The following is a 15770-nucleotide window of genomic DNA, read 5'->3' as shown; positions in this document are numbered from 1 at the left end:
TCCAGGCACGGGATCCGGCCAGAAAGGGCTCAAGCACGACGCCCTGGGCATGTTCACCTCGGTCGTCATCGGGTTGGCCTCCACCGCCCCCGCCTACAGCCTCGCCGCCACGCTGGGCCTCATCGTGATCGCGGTCGGGCTGCAGGCTCCGATCGTCACCATGCTGGCGTTCATCCCGATGCTGCTGATCGCGTACGCCTTCCGGGAGCTGAACGCGAGCAACGCGGACTGCGGGACCACCTTCACCTGGGCCACCCGCGCCTTCGGTCCGCGGACCGGCTGGATGGGCGGCTGGGGCATCATCGTCGCCAACGTCATAGTCATGGCGAGCCTCGCCGAGATCGCCGGTACGTACAGCTTCTCGCTGGTGGGCCTGGACCGGCTGGCGACGGACCGGCTGTGGACCACCGTGGCGGGCGTGGTGTGGATCGCGGTGATGACCACGGTCTGCTATGTCGGCATCCAGTTCTCCGCCGCCGTGCAGCGCTGGCTGCTGTGCCTGGAGGTGGTGATGCTGATCGTGTTCGCCGTCGCCGCGCTGGTCCGCGTCTACAGCGACCCTCCCGCGACGGCGATCCATGTCTCCGCCTCCTGGTTCAACCCCTTCGAGGTGTCCTCCGTCAAGGCCCTGACCTCGGGCATCCTCGCGGGTGTCTTCATCTACTGGGGCTGGGACACGGCCGTCTCGATCAACGAGGAGACGTCCGACAGCACCCGCATCCCCGGGCGCGCCGCGGTGGTCTCCACCGTGCTGCTGCTGGTCATGTACGCGCTTGTGTCCACCTCGGCGCAGGCGTTCGCCGGGGTCGGTACCTCGGGCTCGGGCCTCGGCAACGCGAGCAACTCGGGCGATGTGCTCTCGGGCCTCGGCCAGGCGGTCTTCGGAAGCCATGACACGGGTCTGGTCCTGTCGAGGCTGCTGGTCCTGATGGTGCTGACCTCGGCGCTGGCCTCCACCCTGACCACCATCCTGCCGCTGGCCCGGACCGTGTTCTCGATGGCGGTCCACAAGGCCGTCCCCTCGCAGTTCGCCCGGGTCCACCGCAAGTTCCTCACCCCGACCTGGTCCACCGTCGGCATGGGAGCCGCCTCGGTCGCCTTCATGGTCCTGCTGTCGTCGTTCAGCCAGAACTTCCTGGTGGACTCGGTCAACTCGGTGGGCCTCGCGATCACCTTCCATTACGGTCTGACCGGCTTCGCCTGCCTCTGGTACCACCGCGGCGTCCTCACCCGCAGCACCAAGGACCTGGTCTTCAAGGGCCTGCTGCCGGGGCTCGGCGGGCTGATCATGCTCTGCCTGTTCCTGTACGCGGCCTACGTCTACGCGGCCCCGGGATACGGAGCCACCACCGTGAATCTGCCGCTGATCGGCCCGACGGGCGGGGTCACGGTCGTCGGCCTCGGCGCCCTGCTGATCGGCTTCGCGCTGATGCCGGTGATCACCCGTGGCCACACCGTGGCCCTCAAACTCCAGCGCAGCCTGCTGCCGCACCGGCTGCCGAAGGAGACCGCGGTCGACTCGGCCAGCCGCTATCTGCCCGCCGACAGCGGCTCGGGCGTGGGCGGCGACTGGTACGACGTCATCCCGCTGTCCGGCGCCCGGGTCGGCCTGGTCGTCGGCGACGTGCTCGGCCACGGCATGCGGGCCGCCGCCACCATGGGACGCCTGCGCACGGGACTGCGCGTCCTGGCCCGGCTGGACCTCGCCCCCGACGAACTCCTCTCCCATCTGGACGATCTCGTCAAGCAGACCGCGGACGAGAGCGAGGCGCCCCCTCACGCCCCGGGTGACCGACGGCAGCATGCCGACGGGGCCACGGGCGTCGTGACCTGTCTGTACGCGGTCTACGACCCCGTCTCGGGGCGGTGCAGCCTCGCACGCGCGGGACAGCCGGCGCTCCTGATCGTGGAGCCGCACAAGACTGCCGCCCACTCCCCGCAGCTGCCGCCCGGACCGCCCCTGGGCACCGACGGCGGCCTGCCCTACGAGAGCACCGATCTGCAGTTCCCGCCCAACAGCCTGATCGCCTTCCTGACCGGTGGGCTGCTCCAGGCGACCACCGGCCGCGACGTCGCCCTCGCCCAGCTCTCCCGCATCCTGTCCGACCACCACCAGTCGCTGGAAAGGCTGTGCGACAGGGCCGTCTCCGCCATGCTCCCCGGCCCCGTCGACGAGGACGCCACCCTCCTCCTCGTCCGCACCCGCACCCTCGGCCGGAACCAGTTCGCCGAATGGGAGCTGCCGCCCGACCCCTCCACCGTCTCCTCGCTGCGCTCCACCATCGACCGGCAACTCGGCGACTGGGGCCTGGACGACCTCACCTTCACCACCGAACTCATCGCCAGCGAACTCGTCACCAACGCCATCCGCTACGTCGGCGGCCCCATCCAGGTACGCCTCATCCGCGACCGCACCCTCATCTGCGAGGTCTCCGACCCCGGCCACACCACACCCAACCTCCGCCACGCCGCAAGCGACGACGAAGGCGGACGCGGACTGTTCATCATCGCCCAGATGACCCAGCGCTGGGGCACCCGCTACACCCCCACCGGCAAGACCATCTGGACCGAACAGACCCTCCCCGTGGCGGCCGCGACGGGCCGATGACGGCTGTCGGCCGTTCGGGCGGCTCTCCGCCGGCGCAAGGGGCCGCCGGATCAGTGCTCTCTCCTGGCTGTCACGGTGAAACGCGCGCCGTCGGGGTCGGTCAGTACCGCCTCCTGCGCGCCCTCCTGCCACTGCAGGACGGACCCGCCATGCTCACGGGCGTCGCGGACGCAGGCGGCGACGTCCGTCACCACGAAGTGGACCTGCCAGTGCGGGCGGATCGTGGGATCGGGAGCCGCCTCGACCGCCCCCGAGTGAATCCGCGCCACCACCGCCCCGCCGCTGCGCAGAACCACCTCGCCACCGTCGTACTGCACCTCGCAGCACCCCGGCTGCGCGGAGGCCCAGTCCAGGACTTCACCGTAGAAGATGGCGGAGTCGAACGCGTTGCGGGTGTGCAGCCTTATGAACGTGGGGGCGGCCTCGCGCCACTCCTTCCAGCCGGTGTTGAGCGGGCCCTCCCAGATGCCGAAGACGGCTCCGTCGCGGTCCGCGAGCAGGGCCGCGCGCCCGGGCGGGAGGGCGATCGGGCCGACCGCCGTCGTCCCGCCCCGCTCACGGCAGCGGGAGGCGGCCTCGTCGGCGCTGACGACCGCGAAGTACGGGGTCCAGGCGACAGCCATCTGCCACATCGAGGCGACAGCCGCGATACCGGCGACGGGCACGCCGTCCGACACCGCGACCCGGAAGTTGTCGCCCAGGCTGTTGGGCCGCCACTCCCAGCCGAAGACGGCCTGGTAGAACCCCTCGGCGACCTCCAGGTCGCGCGTGGTCAGGCTGACCCAGCAGGGTGCGCCGAACACGGAACGACTGGAGACCCCTCCCCCGCCGGGTGTCTCGTGCTTGACCATGACCACACCGCCCGGTTTCCCGGAGGAGATGCCGGGCACCTCCTCCGTCGTCGGCTCGGGGTCTTTTCCGCGTACCCCGATCGCGCCCTAGCAAGGATGCGCCCTGGGACGCCGGGCGTCATCCTGAGAAGGATGACACGGGGACGCGCAGAGTGACGTATGAACACGGAAAGTGAGCAACCGGGCGGCGGGCCGGTGGATCACCGGCGTCAGGCCAGGCCGGCCGACTTCAGCCACGCCCTGGCGACGTCCAGCGGGTCCTTGTGGTCGACCTGCACCTGGGTGTCCATGTCCAGCAGGGCCGCGGTGTCCAGCTTGGCCGACACCGCGTTGAGCGCGTCGACACCCTTGCGTGGCAGGTCGGACTTGTAGACGAGCGGCTGCACGTTCTGGAACCCGAAGAGGTTCTTCGGGTCCTGGAGGACGACGAACTTCTCCTTGGAGATCGTCGGGTCCGTGCTGAAGATGTCCGCGGCCTGCACGTTGTCCTTCTGCAGCGCCGCCTCGGTCAGCGGACCGCCCGCGTCCAGCGGCTTGAAGGACTTGAACGTGAGCCCGTAGACCGACTTCAGGCCCAGCAGGCCCTCCTGCCGGGTCTGGAACTCCGGAGAGCCGCCGAGGGTCAGGTCCTTCGCGGCGTCCTTGAGATCCGCGATGCTCGACTTGTCGGTGAGCTTGTACTTCTGCGCGGTCTCCGCGTTGACGGTGACGGTGTCCTTGTCCTGGGCCTGCGCCGGGTCGAGCAGCGTCAGCTTGGAGTCCAGCTTGGCGCCGATCGCGGCCGTCGTCGCCGCGACCGTCTTCGGGGCGGCCGTCTTGTCGAGATAGGCGAGCAGGGCGCCGTTGTACTCGGGCAGGACCGTGACGGAGCCGTTCTTCAGCAGGCCGTAGGTGGTCTCGCGGCTGCCGATGTTGGGCTTGTAAGTGACCTTGACGCCCTTGGCCTTGAGAGTCTCGCCGTAGATGTCGGCGATCAGGATGCTCTCGGCGAAGTTGTTGGAGCCGACGACCACGGTGCCGTCGCCGGGCTTGCCTCCCGCGAGCGGATTGCCGGACTTGCCGTCGGAGGACGAGGAACACCCCGTGAGGAGTGCCGCGGTGACGGCGAGCGCGAGGGCGACCGCGCCGGGGAGTCTCCTGCTGGACGTGCTGGTGTTCACGGTAGAAGTCACGATTCCCGTTCCGGACTCAGGGGGTGGGGCAGGCATGGGGCCGGGATGGCGCAGCCGTGCGCGGGCGAGGCACCGCACTCCACCGATCCAATCCAGCGCGTTCCCGGTCGGTCAAGTGCGTTCTGGTCACCAATAGGCCTCGATGTGCGCCCCCCTTGTGAAGGCCCTGTGATGAAGTGCCCTGTCCTGTCAGGTACTTCTGCGGACTCCGGGGGACACGGCGGCCCGCGCCACCGCCCAGAACACCGCGAGCGTCGCCAGCGCCAGCGTGGCCACCAGAGTGGCCCCGCCCACGACCTTCTCGTAGTCGCGCTGGTAGAGGCCGTCGATGATGTAGCGGCCGAGACCGCCCAGTCCGATGTACGCGGCGATGGTGGCGGTCGAGACGATCTGGACGGCCGCCGAGCGCAGTCCGCCGAGGATCAGCAGGAGCGCGACCGGGAGTTCCACCTGGAAGAGGATCCGCGACTCAGACATGCCCATGCCCCGTGCCGCGTCCACCGGGGAGGGGTCCACCGAGCGGACCGCTTCGTAGGTGGTGACAAGGATCGGCGGGACCGCGAGTACGACGAGCGGGACCATCACGGGCGCCATGCCGAACCCCACCAGAAGGGTCATCAGCACCAGCAGACCGAAGGTCGGAAGCGCCCGGCCGGCGCTGGCGATCAGAGCGAGGACATTGCCCCCGCGCCCGTAGTGGCCGGTGAGCAGGCCGACCGGCAGCCCGATCGCGGCCGCGAGGGCGAGCGCCTCCAGGCAGTACTGGATGTGCTCGCGGAGGCGCGTGGGAATGCCGTCGTAGCCGTGCCAGTGGGCGCTGTCGCTGAAGAAGGCGTGGATGAAGTTCAGTACGTTCACCGGGCGGCGCCCTTCCTCGGCATCCACGGAGTGAGCAGGACGCGCACCAGAACCAGCGCGGCGTCCGCGAGGATGGCCAGCGCCGCCGTCGTCACCACGGAGTTCACGGCGAGTTCGGGCCGGTGGTAGATGTTCGCGTCGTTGAGCAGGTTGCCGAGGGCGCCCTGGTTGCCGATCAGCATGCCCACGCTGACAAGGGAGATGCTCGAAACGGTGGCCACCCGCAGCCCGGCGATGATGGCCGGTACGGCGATCGGCAACTGCACCTGCGCATAGCGGCGTACGGGGCCGAGGCCCATGGCGGTGGCCGCGGCGAGCGTCTCCTGTGGTACGGAGCGGACCCCGTCCACGATGGCCGGGACGAGCACGACCAGGCTGTAGAGGGCCAGCGGGATCATCACCGTGGTCTCGCTCTGGCCGGTGTAGTCGATGAGGACCACGAAGAGCGCCAGCGACGGAATCGCGTAGAGCACGGTCGTCGCGCCCAGCACGGGCGCGTACAGCCAGCGGAACCGCACGCACAGCTGGGCGATCGGCAGCGCCGCGAGCAGACCGGCCAGGACGGGCAGCAGCGCTTCCCGCAGGTGCAGCCCGATGAGGCCGAGCCAGGTGTGCTGGAGGTCGCTGGGGATGTCGAAGAACCGGTTCATCCGGCGACCTTCTCCTCCCGCTCGCCCGCCGCGTGAGCGCTGCGGATGGCGTCGCCGATGGCCTGCTGCGACACGACCCCGGCCACCCGTCCGCCGTCGTCCACGGCGACAGCCCAGCCGGTCGGTGACAGCACGGCGCAGTCGAGCGCGGCGCGCAGCGAGTCCTTGCCGTGCTCGAACGGCCGCCCGTACGACAGCAGTCGCCGGGGCTCGATGTCCCCCGCGACCAGTTCCCCGGGCTCGCTCCAGCCGAGCGGCCTGCCCTCGGGGTCGGTCACGAGGAGGTACGGGGTCTCGGCCGTGCCGCAAGAGGCAATCCGCTCGGCGGAGGCGTCGATGGACACGATGGGCGTCTTCGTCAGCGCCAGCGCCGTGGACTCGAAGAACGAAAGCCGCCGGATGCCCCGGTCGGCGCCGAGGAAGTCCTCCACGAACGCGTCGGCGGGTGAGCTGAGCAGTTCGGCGGGCGGGGCGAACTGGGCGAGCCTGCCGCCTGTCCGCATGACCGCGACCATCGTGCCGAGCCGGATCGCCTCGTCGATGTCGTGGGTGACGAAGACGATGGTCTTGCCCAACTCGCTCTGGATCCTCAGGAGTTCCTCCTGAAGTCCTTTGCGCACCACAGGGTCGACGGCGGAGAAGGGCTCGTCCATCAGCAGCACCGGCGGGTCGGCGGCGAGGGCGCGCGCGACACCGACGCGCTGCTGCTGTCCGCCGGAGAGCTGGTAGGGGTACCGCTTGGCGAACGACGCGTCGAGGCCCACGCGCTCCATGAGCTCCCGCGCCCGCTCCCGTGCCCGGGACTTGCTCCAGCCGAGCAGCCGGGGGACGGTCGCGATATTGTCGACGACGGTGCGGTGCTGGAAGAGGCCCGCGTTCTGGATGACGTATCCCATGGAACGGCGCAGCGAGTTCACCGGCTGCCGCGTGATGTCCTCACCGTCGATGGTGATCGTGCCCTCGCTCGGCTCGACCATCCGGTTGATCATGCGCAGGGTTGTCGTCTTGCCGCAGCCCGAGGGGCCCACCAGAACGGTGATCGAGCGGTCGGGTATCTCCAGCGACAGCCGGTCGACCGCAACTGTGCTGTCCGGATACCGCTTGGTGACTGAATCTATCCGTATCAAAGCGCCGATCGCCCTTCGAGTGTGACAGGAGAGGCCTGCTCAGCGGCCATGTCGCACGGGCCGTTGCGGAACGAGTCTAAGCTGCCACCGAATCCGAACTACTGGTGCGTTCGGCCTTCGGCCCGCCAAACCCTGTGAAAACAGGGGAAGTCGGGGCTCGATTTTCACGGTCCGTTCACCGCGGCCGCGAGTCGGCGCGAGCTGCCGACGTTCCCGCCGGGCGAGTCCGCCCTCCTGCCACCGCGAGCTCCCCGGCGCTCCCTCGTGGTGGCCCCTGGTCCAGCACCCAGGGCGTTCACCTCTCATTCATTGCAACGAACCGAGGGAGGTCGTTGCATTACCCGCGAACCCCGTTGCAACGATTTCTCCGCCGCTACCTGCATACATGCAGATTAAGCGCAACGAATCTGTTGTGCGGATCCGGAAAGCAACGTAGCGTTTTCAATATCGGAAACAACACACGAGTACGGGAGACCACGATGCAGAAGTTCGACACCCCCGCCCCGATCTCCGCCGTCCTGGACATCCCCGCCGGACGCATCCAGTTCATCGCCGCCGACCGCGCGGACACCACCGTCGAGGTCCTGCCCGCCAACCCCTCCAAGAGGCGCGACGTCCAGACCGCCGAGCAGACCACCGTCGCCTACGCCGACGGCGTCCTGCGGATCCACACCGCCGAGCCCAAGAACCAGCTCTTCGGCCCCTCCGGATCCCTGGAGGTCACCGTCCAGCTGCCCGCCGGCTCACGCATCGAGGCCAGGACCGCCTGCTCCGAGCTCCGTGGCGTCGGCCGACTCGGCGATGTCGCCTTCGAAGGCGCGTACCGCCACATCAAGATCGACGAGGCCGCCGGCCTCCGGCTCACCGCGAGTGACGGTGACGTCGAGGTCGGCCGCCTGGGCGGCCCCGCGGAGATCAGCACCGCGAGGGGCGACATCCGGATCGGCGAGGCCGTGCGCGGCTCGGTCGTGCTTCGCACCCAGTCCGGCGACATCACGGTCGGCGCCGCCGCAGGCGTCTCGGCCGCCCTGGACGCCGGCACCGCCTACGGCCGCATCAGCAACGCCCTCAAGAACGACGGCACCGCCGGACTCGACATCCACGCCACCACCTCCCACGGCGACATCACCGCCCGCAGCCTCTGAAGGGGCGGAACCCGGACCAGGCCCCGTCCGGCCAGGTCCCACACGACCGCGACCACCAAGCGGATGGGAGAGGGCCTCCGACGCGGGTCGGAGGCCCTCTCCCAGACGAAGCCCCACGTGACGGCCGATCAGCCGGGCCACGGGTCGGCGGGTGTTCCGCCCGTCGCCATCAGGCTGCCGAGCGGATACCCGAGCTCATCGCTCGCGCCTCACTCCTCGTCCGGCGTCAACCGCAGCGAGATCGAGTTGATGCAGTACCGCTGGTCCGTGGGCGTCGCATATCCCTCGCCCTCGAATACGTGCCCGAGGTGCGATCCGCAGCGGGCGCAGCGGACCTCCGTGCGCGCCATCCCGTGGGAGCGGTCCTCCAGCAGTTCCACCGTGTCGGTGTCCTTCGGGTCGTAGAAGGACGGCCAGCCGCAGTGCGACTCGAACTTCGTGCCGGAGGTGAAGAGTTCGGCACCGCAGGCGCGGCAGGAGTAGACGCCCTTGGTCTTGGTGTCGGTGTACTCACCCCTGAACGCGGGCTCCGTGCCCGCCTGGCGCAGCACGGCGTATTCCGCCGGGGTCAGTTCCTCGCGCCACTGCTCGTCCGGCTTCTCGACGTCGTACGACATGAAGGCCAACCCCTTACTTCTGCTTCTACTGCTGTGCGAGACGGTCCAGGATGCGCGGGCCAAGGTCCGTGACGTCGCCCGCGCCCATGGTAAGAACGAGATCACCCGGCTTCGCCATTCCCGCCACGACCGCGGGAATCTCCGCCTTGTCGTGGACGGCCTGCACATCCGCGCCCGCCGCACGGGCCGCGCCGATGATCAGCTCGCTCGTGACTCCGGGGATCGGGTCCTCGCGGGCGGGGTAGATGTCGAGGACGACCGAGGAGTCCGCGAGGGCGAGCGCCTCGCCCATCTCCTTGCCGAGTTCCTGGGTGCGCGAGAAGAGGTGGGGCTGGAAGACCACCAGGATGCGGGAGTCACCGGCCGCCGCGCGCATCGCCTCCAGGTCGGCGGTCATCTCCGTCGGGTGGTGCGCGTACGAGTCGATGACCTGGACGCCGGCCTCCTCGCCCTTGAGCTGGAGGCGGCGCTTGACACCCGTGTAGGCCCCGAGCGCCGTTGCCAGCCCGGCGGCGGGGATGCCGAGCGCCGCGCCCGCGGCGAGCGCGGCGACGGCGTTGTGCGCGTAGTGGCGGCCGGGAACGGAGACCGTGAAGGTCAGCTCCTGCCCCTCCAGGTCCACCGTCACCTCGCTCTTCAGGCCCTGCGCGGTGACCGAGAGAACGCGCACGTCGGCGTCCTCGGACTCGCCGTAGGTCACCGTGCGCACCGAGCCCGCCAGCCGCCGCGTCAGCTCGCGCGCCCCCTCGTGGTCGGCGGAGACAACCAGCGTGCCGCCGGGCACGATCTTGTCCGCGAAGGTCTGGAAGGACTCGTAGATCTCTTCCATGGACGCGTAGTTGGCGTGGTGGTCCAGTTCGACGTTGAGGACGATGGCGACCTCGGGCGCGTACTTGTGGAAGCTGCGGTCGCTTTCGTCGGCCTCGGCGACGAAGATCTCGCCCTCTCCGTGCAGCGCGTTGGAACCGGGGGCGTCCAGGTCCCCGCCGATCGCGTACGAGGGGGCGAGGCCGAGCTCGCTCAGGGACACGGCCAGCATCGACGTCGTGGTGGTCTTGCCGTGGGTGCCCGCGACCGCGATCGGGCGCAGGCCGTCCATCAGCCGGGCCAGGGCGTCCGAGCGGTGGACCACGGGAATGCCCAGTTCCGCCGCACGCGCCAGTTCCGGGTTGTCCGCGCGGATGGCGGAGGAGACGACGACGCAGGTGGCGTCGTCGGCGAGGTGCCCGGCGGCGTGGCCGATGTGCACCGTCGCACCCAGCGCGCGCAACGCCTCGGCGGTCGGCGACTCCTTGGCGTCACTGCCCGCCACCACGGCGCCGCGCTGCGCGAGGATCTTCGCGATGCCCGACATTCCGGCGCCGCCGATGCCGATGAAGTGCGGTCGGTCCATGGCGGTGGGGATGCCGGGTGCCATGCGTGTCTCCTGGATGCTGGTACGGCGTGCGTTCAGCGGCCCAGCCTATGCGGTGCGCCGCGGGGCCGCGTACACCGACCGACCCGTCACTGCGCCTTGCTGTGGGAGAACAGCTTGAGCACCGGGACGCCGACCTTGTGCCGCGCCCTGGAGGCCCAGTCACGGTGGAAGAACTCCTCCACGTAGTGCGGGTCGGTCAGCACGATCACCTCGTCCGCGCCGACCTCGGCGACCAGCGCCTTGAGCGCGTCCAGCGGATGGTCCTCGATGAGGCGGCCCTCCGCCGCGCCGCCCGCCGCGCGCAGCGCGGCCAGGGAGACCTCCAGGGCCTGCTGTCCGAGGGCCGCGGCGTCCTTGCCCTCAGGGGTGTCCCGTTCGTGCGCCGCCTCGTCCAGCTCGCCGAGGGCGATGTCGTCGATGGCTCGCAGCAGCCGGTCCGCCTGGTCGCCGCGCGGCTGGAGCAGAATATGGAAGGCGACCTGTTCGTCACCGTGCAAGGTGGTGACGAACTCCACGTCGGCGGATGTGAGGGCCTTCTCGATCATCAGTACGCTCTTGAACACGACGGGCGCCCCTTCTTCTCCGAGTCCAGCGAGGACCCCCGACGGGCCTCTCTCCTCCGCGGGCCTTCAAAGCCCTGCGGAAACCATCCTGCCCCTTGATCGCACGGACACCCTGCCGGATTCAGTGTGCCCGGTCGGGAACTGAACGGAACGGGTTATTCCAGTTCACTCTCGACGGTAGCGGCCGAACAGGAACCCGCTCTCCTCCAGCAGGGACACGAGGGTGAACCGCTCGGGCACCGTCACCGAGGGACCCCCCGCGATGCGCTGCGCGTCACCGGCCGTGAGCATCGGTGACAGGGTCAGGCACAGTTCGTCCACCGCCCCGGCCGCGACCAGCTGGCCGAGCAGCCGCGGACCGCCCTCGGTCAGCAGCCGGGTCATTCCCTGTTCCGCGAGAGCCCGTACGGTGCGGGCCGGGTCCACACCCCGGCCGTCCCCGGCGAACACCACCCTGGCCCCGGCCTTCTCGGCGGCGTCCACCCTGTCCGGCGGTGCCGCGGCGCCGGTCAGCACCAGCGTGGGCACCAGCGGCGAGGTGAACAGCGGCGCCGAGAAGTCCAGGTCGAGGCTCGCGCTCACCACGGCGATCGCGGGCGCCGGGCCCTGCCCGGCCGCCTTCCGCCGCTCCGCGAAGGCCTCGCGTGCCCGTGCTGGACGGTACCCCTCCTGCCGTACCGTTTCCGCACCCACGACGATCGCGTCCGCGAGCCCCCGCAGCGTGCCGAAGATCCGCATGTCGGTGGCGCTGGAGATGGGCTGGGAGCGCCCCTCGTGCTGCGCGGCCCCGTCGAGCGTGGAGACCATGTTGGCGCGCAGCCAGGGCTCCCGGCCCCCGGGACCGGGCTCGGGGTAGGCATACGCCTCGGCGAGCTCCTCGAGCGTCCACTCGCGGTTGCCGCCGGGCAGGGCGGCCCCCGGGACTTGCCTGCCGTCCGGCCCCGTACCACCGGTCGTATGGCCCGGTCGGGCCGCTGTTTCATCGGTCACAGGGAACAGGCATCGCATGTCCTGCAGTCTGGCACGGCCCGTAGAGTGGTCAACTGTGTCGTCTTCCACCGCCGCCTCCGGCACCACCGATCAGATAGCCGAAGCGGCCCCGCTGTCGCTGTCCTCCCGCGAGCCGCACGTCCCCGCGGACCGGCTGGTCGCCGAGATGGTGCCGCCGCCGCGCTTCGACTCGGTCCGCTTCTCGACGTACATCCCGGACCCGAACCAGCCCAGCCAGAACGAGGCCGTGCGGGTCCTGGAGGATTTCGCCGGCGGGCTCGGCGGCGCCCACGCCGTGTCCGGCAAGCGCTCGCTCTTCGGCTTCGGGAGGGCCCGGTCCAAGGCTCCCAAGACTCCGGCGGGCCCTCGCGGCGTCTACCTCGACGGCGGGTACGGCGTCGGCAAGACCCACCTCCTCGCCTCGTTGTGGCACGCCACCCCGGCCGAGCCCGCGCTCAAGGCGTTCGGCACGTTCGTGGAGCTCACGAACCTGGTCGGCGCGCTCGGCTTCCAGCAGACGGTCCGGACTCTCTCCGACCACCGCCTGCTGTGCATCGACGAGTTCGAACTCGACGACCCCGGCGACACCGTCCTCGTCTCGACCCTGCTCGGCAAGCTCGTGGACGCGGGCGTGGCTCTGGCGGCCACCTCCAACACGCTGCCCGGCAAGCTCGGGGAGGGCCGCTTCGCCGCCGTCGACTTCCTGCGCGAGATCCAGGGGCTCTCCGCGCACTTCCGCGCACTGCGCATCGACGGTGAGGACTACCGGCACCGCGGGCTGCCCCAGGCCCCCGCGCCCTACAGCGACGAGCAGGTGACGAAGGCGGCGTACGCCACCGCGGGCGCGTCGCTGGACGACTTCCCGCACCTGCTGGAGCACCTCGCGCGCGTCCACCCCAGCCGGTACGGCGCGCTGACCGACGGGTTGCGGGCGGTGTGCCTGACCGACGTCCAGCCGGTGCCGGACCAGTCGACGGCGCTGCGGCTGGTGGTCCTGGCCGACCGGCTCTACGACCGCGAGGTTCCGGTGCTCGCCTCCGGGCTGCCGTTCGACAGGCTGTTCAGCGAGGAGATGCTGAACGGCGGCTACCGCAAGAAGTACTTCCGGGCGATCTCCCGCCTCACCGCCCTGGCACGGGACGCCAAGGATCTCGTCGGCCGCTGATGCCCGGGTAGCGAGGGCCCGCCGACCGGTGTACCGGTGCCGGCCGGCCCTCGCTTCGTCGGTACCGGCGGAATTATGGTGAATGTACAGATTTACCGGCCTCTCGACGAGGGGGTCCGTCATGATCCAGGAGCTGGTGGGTTCCCTGGTGGCAGCCGGTGTCGCCGGGCTCGTGGGCCTCTCGGCGGCGGCACGGGTCGTCAAGCAGTACGAACGCGGCGTGGTCTTCCGCTTCGGGCAACTTCTCGGAAGTCCCCGGCCGCCGGGTTTCACGCTGATCGTTCCGATGGTGGACCGGATGCACAAGGTCAACATGCAGATCGTGACGCTGCCGATCCCGGCGCAGGAGGGCATCACCCGGGACAACGTCACCGTACGGGTGGACGCGGTCGTCTACTTCAAGGTCGTCGACGCGGCGAACGCGCTCATCCAGGTCGAGGACTACCGGTTCGCGGTCTCGCAGATGGCGCAGACCTCGCTGCGCTCGATCATCGGCAAGAGCGATCTGGACGATCTGCTCTCCAACCGCGAGAAGCTCAACCAGGGCCTGGAACTGATGATCGACAGCCCGGCGATCGGCTGGGGTGTGCAGATCGACCGGGTGGAGATCAAGGACGTGTCCCTGCCGGACACCATGAAGCGGTCCATGGCCCGCCAGGCGGAGGCTGACCGTGAGCGCCGGGCGCGCATCATCAACGCGGACGCCGAGCTCCAGGCGTCGAAGAAGCTGGCGGAGGCCGCCGGGGTGATGTCCGACCAGCCTGCCGCGCTCCAGCTGCGGCTGCTGCAGACCGTGGTGGCGGTCGCGGCCGAGAAGAACTCCACGCTCGTGCTGCCGTTCCCGGTGGAGCTGCTGCGCTTCCTGGAGCGGGCGGCACAGCCCGAGACGGCGGCGGGGCACGACGAGGCAGGTGCGCACCCGGCCGCGGCGTACCGGGCCGAGGCCGTCGCCGCGGCGCACCGGGCCGAGGCCGTGGAGCCCCCCGCACCCACGCCCGAGGCCGTACGGCCACCCGCGCCCGGGCGCGACGCCCTGCAGTCGTCCGAGCCCGAGCCCGTGCCGGCCCCCGTTCGCGAGGCCCCGCCCGAACTGTGGCCGGACCCCGCGCCCCCGGCGTCCCGGACGCCGACCCCGCAGGAAGACCCCTCGCGAGCGCCGCAGAGGAATCCCGCGCGCGCCCCGTAGAAATTCCCGCGCGGCGCCCGCACGCCCCCTGCTACCGTCCGCGGCATGCAGCGCGCCCATCTGTCCACGACGACGCCGGAGAGAGTCCCGGCGCGCTGACTGCTGACCACATGTCGAAGCCCCGGGGCGAGTGCCCCGGGGCTTCGCCGTGCGTGGCCCCCCTCGCCCCCACCGAGAGGAGACCACGATGCACGACCACCGCCGCCTCGGCCGCGAACTGGACCTGTTCGACACCGACCCGCTGATCGGCGCGGGCCTGCCGTACTGGATGCCGGACGGGGCCGCCGTGCGGCACTCCCTGGAGGAGTACGTCCGGGACCTGGAGCGCCGCGCGGGCTACCGGCACGTGTACTCGCCGGTGCTCGGCAAACGCGAGCTGTACGAGATCTCCGGGCACTGGGCGCACTACAGCGACGACATGTTCCCGCCGATGGACCTGGGCGGCGAGCAGGTCGTGCTGCGGCCGAGCCTGTGTCCCCATCACGCCCTGATCTATCGCTCCCGTTCCCGCAGCTATCGGGAACTTCCCCTTCGTATGGCCGAGTTGGGCGGCATGTACCGCGCCGAGCTGTCAGGTGTGCTCGGCGGTCTCACCCGGGTCAGGGCGATCCAGCTGAACGACGCCCATGTCTTCTGCACCCTGGACCAGGCCGTCGACGAGGCGGCGGACGCCCTGCGGATGATCGGCGAGGCGTACGACGCGCTGGGCATCCGCCCCGCCCGTTACCGGCTGTCGCTGCCCGGACCGGGTGGCAAGTACGTCGCCGACCCCGGCCTGTGGGCACGCGCGTCCGCGATGCTGCGCGAGGTCCTCGACCGCGGTGGTGTCGCCTACGAGGCCGCCGAGGGCGAGGCCGCGTTCTACGGACCCAAGATCGACGTCCAGGTCGCGGACCCCTCGGGCCGCGAGTCCACCCTCTCCACCGTGCAGATCGACCTCCACCAGCCCGAGCGCTTCGGCCTGCGCTACATCGGGCCGGACGGCGAGCGGCATCGCCCCGTGATGGTCCACCGCAGCATCATCGGCAGCCTGGAGCGCGCGGTGGCCCATCTCGTGGAGGCGCACGGCGGCGCCTTCCCGGCCTGGCTGGCCCCCATCCAGGTGATGGTCCTGCCGGTCTCGGACGAGCAGCTGGAGCAGGCCGCACGGCTGGAACACCGCTTTCTGGAACGGGGGTTGCGGGTCCGGGTGGCCGCCCCGGACGAGGGCACCCTCGGCGCGCGCGTCCGGGCGGCGCGCCTGGTGCCGTACCAGGCGGTGATCGGCCCCCGTGAGGCAGAGGGCGACCGGGTCGCGCTGCGCCTGCGGGACGGCCGCCGCGTGGACCCAATGCCCGCCGAGGAGGCGCTTCACCGTATCCGAGCGGCCGTCACCCGCCGCGCCGGCGGCCTGTGGGACGACGAGTGACACGCACCGTGCC

General features: G+C 70.5%; 14 protein-coding genes. 5 read left to right on the top strand and 9 right to left on the bottom strand.

Annotation, left to right across the window (positions count from 1 at the left end):
- The first annotated feature begins 49 nt into the window (after positions 1–49).
- Positions 50–2608, top strand: a complete 2559-nt coding sequence (locus tag ABZ845_RS14615; protein ID WP_360978607.1) for an amino acid permease — start codon at positions 50–52, stop codon at positions 2606–2608.
- A 50-nt stretch (positions 2609–2658) separates the two neighbouring features.
- Here ABZ845_RS14615 and ABZ845_RS14610 read toward each other — a convergent pair whose 3' ends face one another.
- From ABZ845_RS14610 to ABZ845_RS14590, 5 genes are all read right to left on the bottom strand, one after another.
- Positions 2659–3459, bottom strand: coding sequence for a VOC family protein (locus ABZ845_RS14610; protein WP_360978604.1), 801 nt, complete (start codon positions 3457–3459; stop codon positions 2659–2661).
- Between the two features lie 209 nt (positions 3460–3668).
- Positions 3669–4667, bottom strand: a complete 999-nt coding sequence (locus ABZ845_RS14605) for an ABC transporter substrate-binding protein (RefSeq protein WP_360978248.1) — start codon at positions 4665–4667, stop codon at positions 3669–3671.
- 153 nt (positions 4668–4820) lie between these two features.
- Positions 4821–5489 carry an ABC transporter permease gene (locus tag ABZ845_RS14600; protein WP_360978245.1) on the bottom strand — a complete coding sequence of 223 codons (669 nt, stop codon included), beginning with the start codon at positions 5487–5489 and terminating at the stop codon, positions 4821–4823.
- Complete coding sequence (locus ABZ845_RS14595; RefSeq protein ID WP_360978242.1) at positions 5486–6139, bottom strand: ABC transporter permease subunit; 654 nt, start codon at positions 6137–6139, stop codon at positions 5486–5488. The genes ABZ845_RS14600 and ABZ845_RS14595 overlap by 4 nt, the downstream gene beginning before the upstream one ends.
- The gene (locus ABZ845_RS14590) at positions 6136–7266 is read right to left on the bottom strand and encodes an ABC transporter ATP-binding protein (RefSeq protein ID WP_360978239.1); all 1131 of its coding nucleotides are present in this window, start codon (positions 7264–7266) and stop codon (positions 6136–6138) included. The genes ABZ845_RS14595 and ABZ845_RS14590 overlap by 4 nt, the downstream gene beginning before the upstream one ends.
- A 479-nt stretch (positions 7267–7745) precedes the next feature.
- Between ABZ845_RS14590 and ABZ845_RS14585 the strand changes: the two genes are divergently transcribed.
- A complete protein-coding gene (locus tag ABZ845_RS14585; protein WP_360978236.1) occupies positions 7746–8411 on the top strand; it encodes a DUF4097 family beta strand repeat-containing protein in 666 nt (221 codons plus the stop codon).
- A 209-nt stretch (positions 8412–8620) separates the two neighbouring features.
- Here the strand turns inward: ABZ845_RS14585 and msrB are convergent, their stop codons facing one another.
- The 4 genes from msrB to ABZ845_RS14565 all read right to left on the bottom strand — a co-directional run bounded on the left by msrB (position 8621) and on the right by ABZ845_RS14565 (position 12016).
- Complete coding sequence (gene msrB / locus ABZ845_RS14580; protein WP_360978233.1) at positions 8621–9028, bottom strand: peptide-methionine (R)-S-oxide reductase MsrB; 408 nt, start codon at positions 9026–9028, stop codon at positions 8621–8623.
- Between the two features lie 25 nt (positions 9029–9053).
- The gene (murC, locus tag ABZ845_RS14575) at positions 9054–10445 is read right to left on the bottom strand and encodes a UDP-N-acetylmuramate--L-alanine ligase (RefSeq protein WP_360978230.1); all 1392 of its coding nucleotides are present in this window, start codon (positions 10443–10445) and stop codon (positions 9054–9056) included.
- A gap of 86 nt (positions 10446–10531) precedes the next feature.
- Positions 10532–11008: an indole-3-glycerol phosphate synthase gene (locus tag ABZ845_RS14570; RefSeq protein WP_360978227.1), complete on the bottom strand. Its 477-nt coding sequence runs from the start codon at positions 11006–11008 to the stop codon at positions 10532–10534.
- Between the two features lie 165 nt (positions 11009–11173).
- Positions 11174–12016, bottom strand: coding sequence for a pyrimidine reductase family protein (locus tag ABZ845_RS14565; protein WP_360978224.1), 843 nt, complete (start codon positions 12014–12016; stop codon positions 11174–11176).
- Positions 12017–12053: 37 nt separating this feature from the next.
- Between ABZ845_RS14565 and zapE the strand changes: the two genes are divergently transcribed.
- From zapE to thrS, 3 genes are all read left to right on the top strand, one after another.
- Positions 12054–13163 carry a cell division protein ZapE gene (gene zapE, locus ABZ845_RS14560; RefSeq protein WP_360978221.1) on the top strand — a complete coding sequence of 370 codons (1110 nt, stop codon included), beginning with the start codon at positions 12054–12056 and terminating at the stop codon, positions 13161–13163.
- Between the two features lie 121 nt (positions 13164–13284).
- A complete protein-coding gene (locus ABZ845_RS14555; RefSeq protein WP_360978218.1) occupies positions 13285–14349 on the top strand; it encodes an SPFH domain-containing protein in 1065 nt (354 codons plus the stop codon).
- A 148-nt stretch (positions 14350–14497) separates the two neighbouring features.
- Entirely contained in the window at positions 14498–15757 is a 1260-nt protein-coding gene (thrS, locus tag ABZ845_RS14550) for a threonine--tRNA ligase (RefSeq protein WP_360978215.1), read from the top strand.
- Positions 15758–15770 lie beyond the last annotated feature (13 nt).

It is taken from the genome of Streptomyces sp. NPDC047022, from assembly GCF_040644155.1.
Taxonomy (GTDB): Bacteria; Actinomycetota; Actinomycetes; order Streptomycetales; family Streptomycetaceae; genus Streptomyces.
This window is presented reverse-complemented; position numbering and strand designations above follow the sequence as displayed.

What these genes read in the sequence shown, in the direction of transcription:
- msrB (WP_360978233.1), bottom strand. Translation starts at nt 9,028, where the DNA reads ATGTCGTACGACGTCGAGAAGCCGGACGAGCAGTGGCGCGAGGAACTG.
- ABZ845_RS14585 (WP_360978236.1), top strand. Translation starts at nt 7,746, where the DNA reads ATGCAGAAGTTCGACACCCCCGCCCCGATCTCCGCCGTCCTGGACATC.
- ABZ845_RS14615 (WP_360978607.1), top strand. Translation starts at nt 50, where the DNA reads ATGTTCACCTCGGTCGTCATCGGGTTGGCCTCCACCGCCCCCGCCTAC.
- ABZ845_RS14595 (WP_360978242.1), bottom strand. Translation starts at nt 6,139, where the DNA reads ATGAACCGGTTCTTCGACATCCCCAGCGACCTCCAGCACACCTGGCTC.
- ABZ845_RS14610 (WP_360978604.1), bottom strand. Translation starts at nt 3,459, where the DNA reads ATGGTCAAGCACGAGACACCCGGCGGGGGAGGGGTCTCCAGTCGTTCC.
- ABZ845_RS14555 (WP_360978218.1), top strand. Translation starts at nt 13,285, where the DNA reads ATGATCCAGGAGCTGGTGGGTTCCCTGGTGGCAGCCGGTGTCGCCGGG.
- ABZ845_RS14565 (WP_360978224.1), bottom strand. Translation starts at nt 12,016, where the DNA reads ATGCGATGCCTGTTCCCTGTGACCGATGAAACAGCGGCCCGACCGGGC.
- ABZ845_RS14605 (WP_360978248.1), bottom strand. Translation starts at nt 4,667, where the DNA reads ATGCCTGCCCCACCCCCTGAGTCCGGAACGGGAATCGTGACTTCTACC.
- murC (WP_360978230.1), bottom strand. Translation starts at nt 10,445, where the DNA reads ATGGCACCCGGCATCCCCACCGCCATGGACCGACCGCACTTCATCGGC.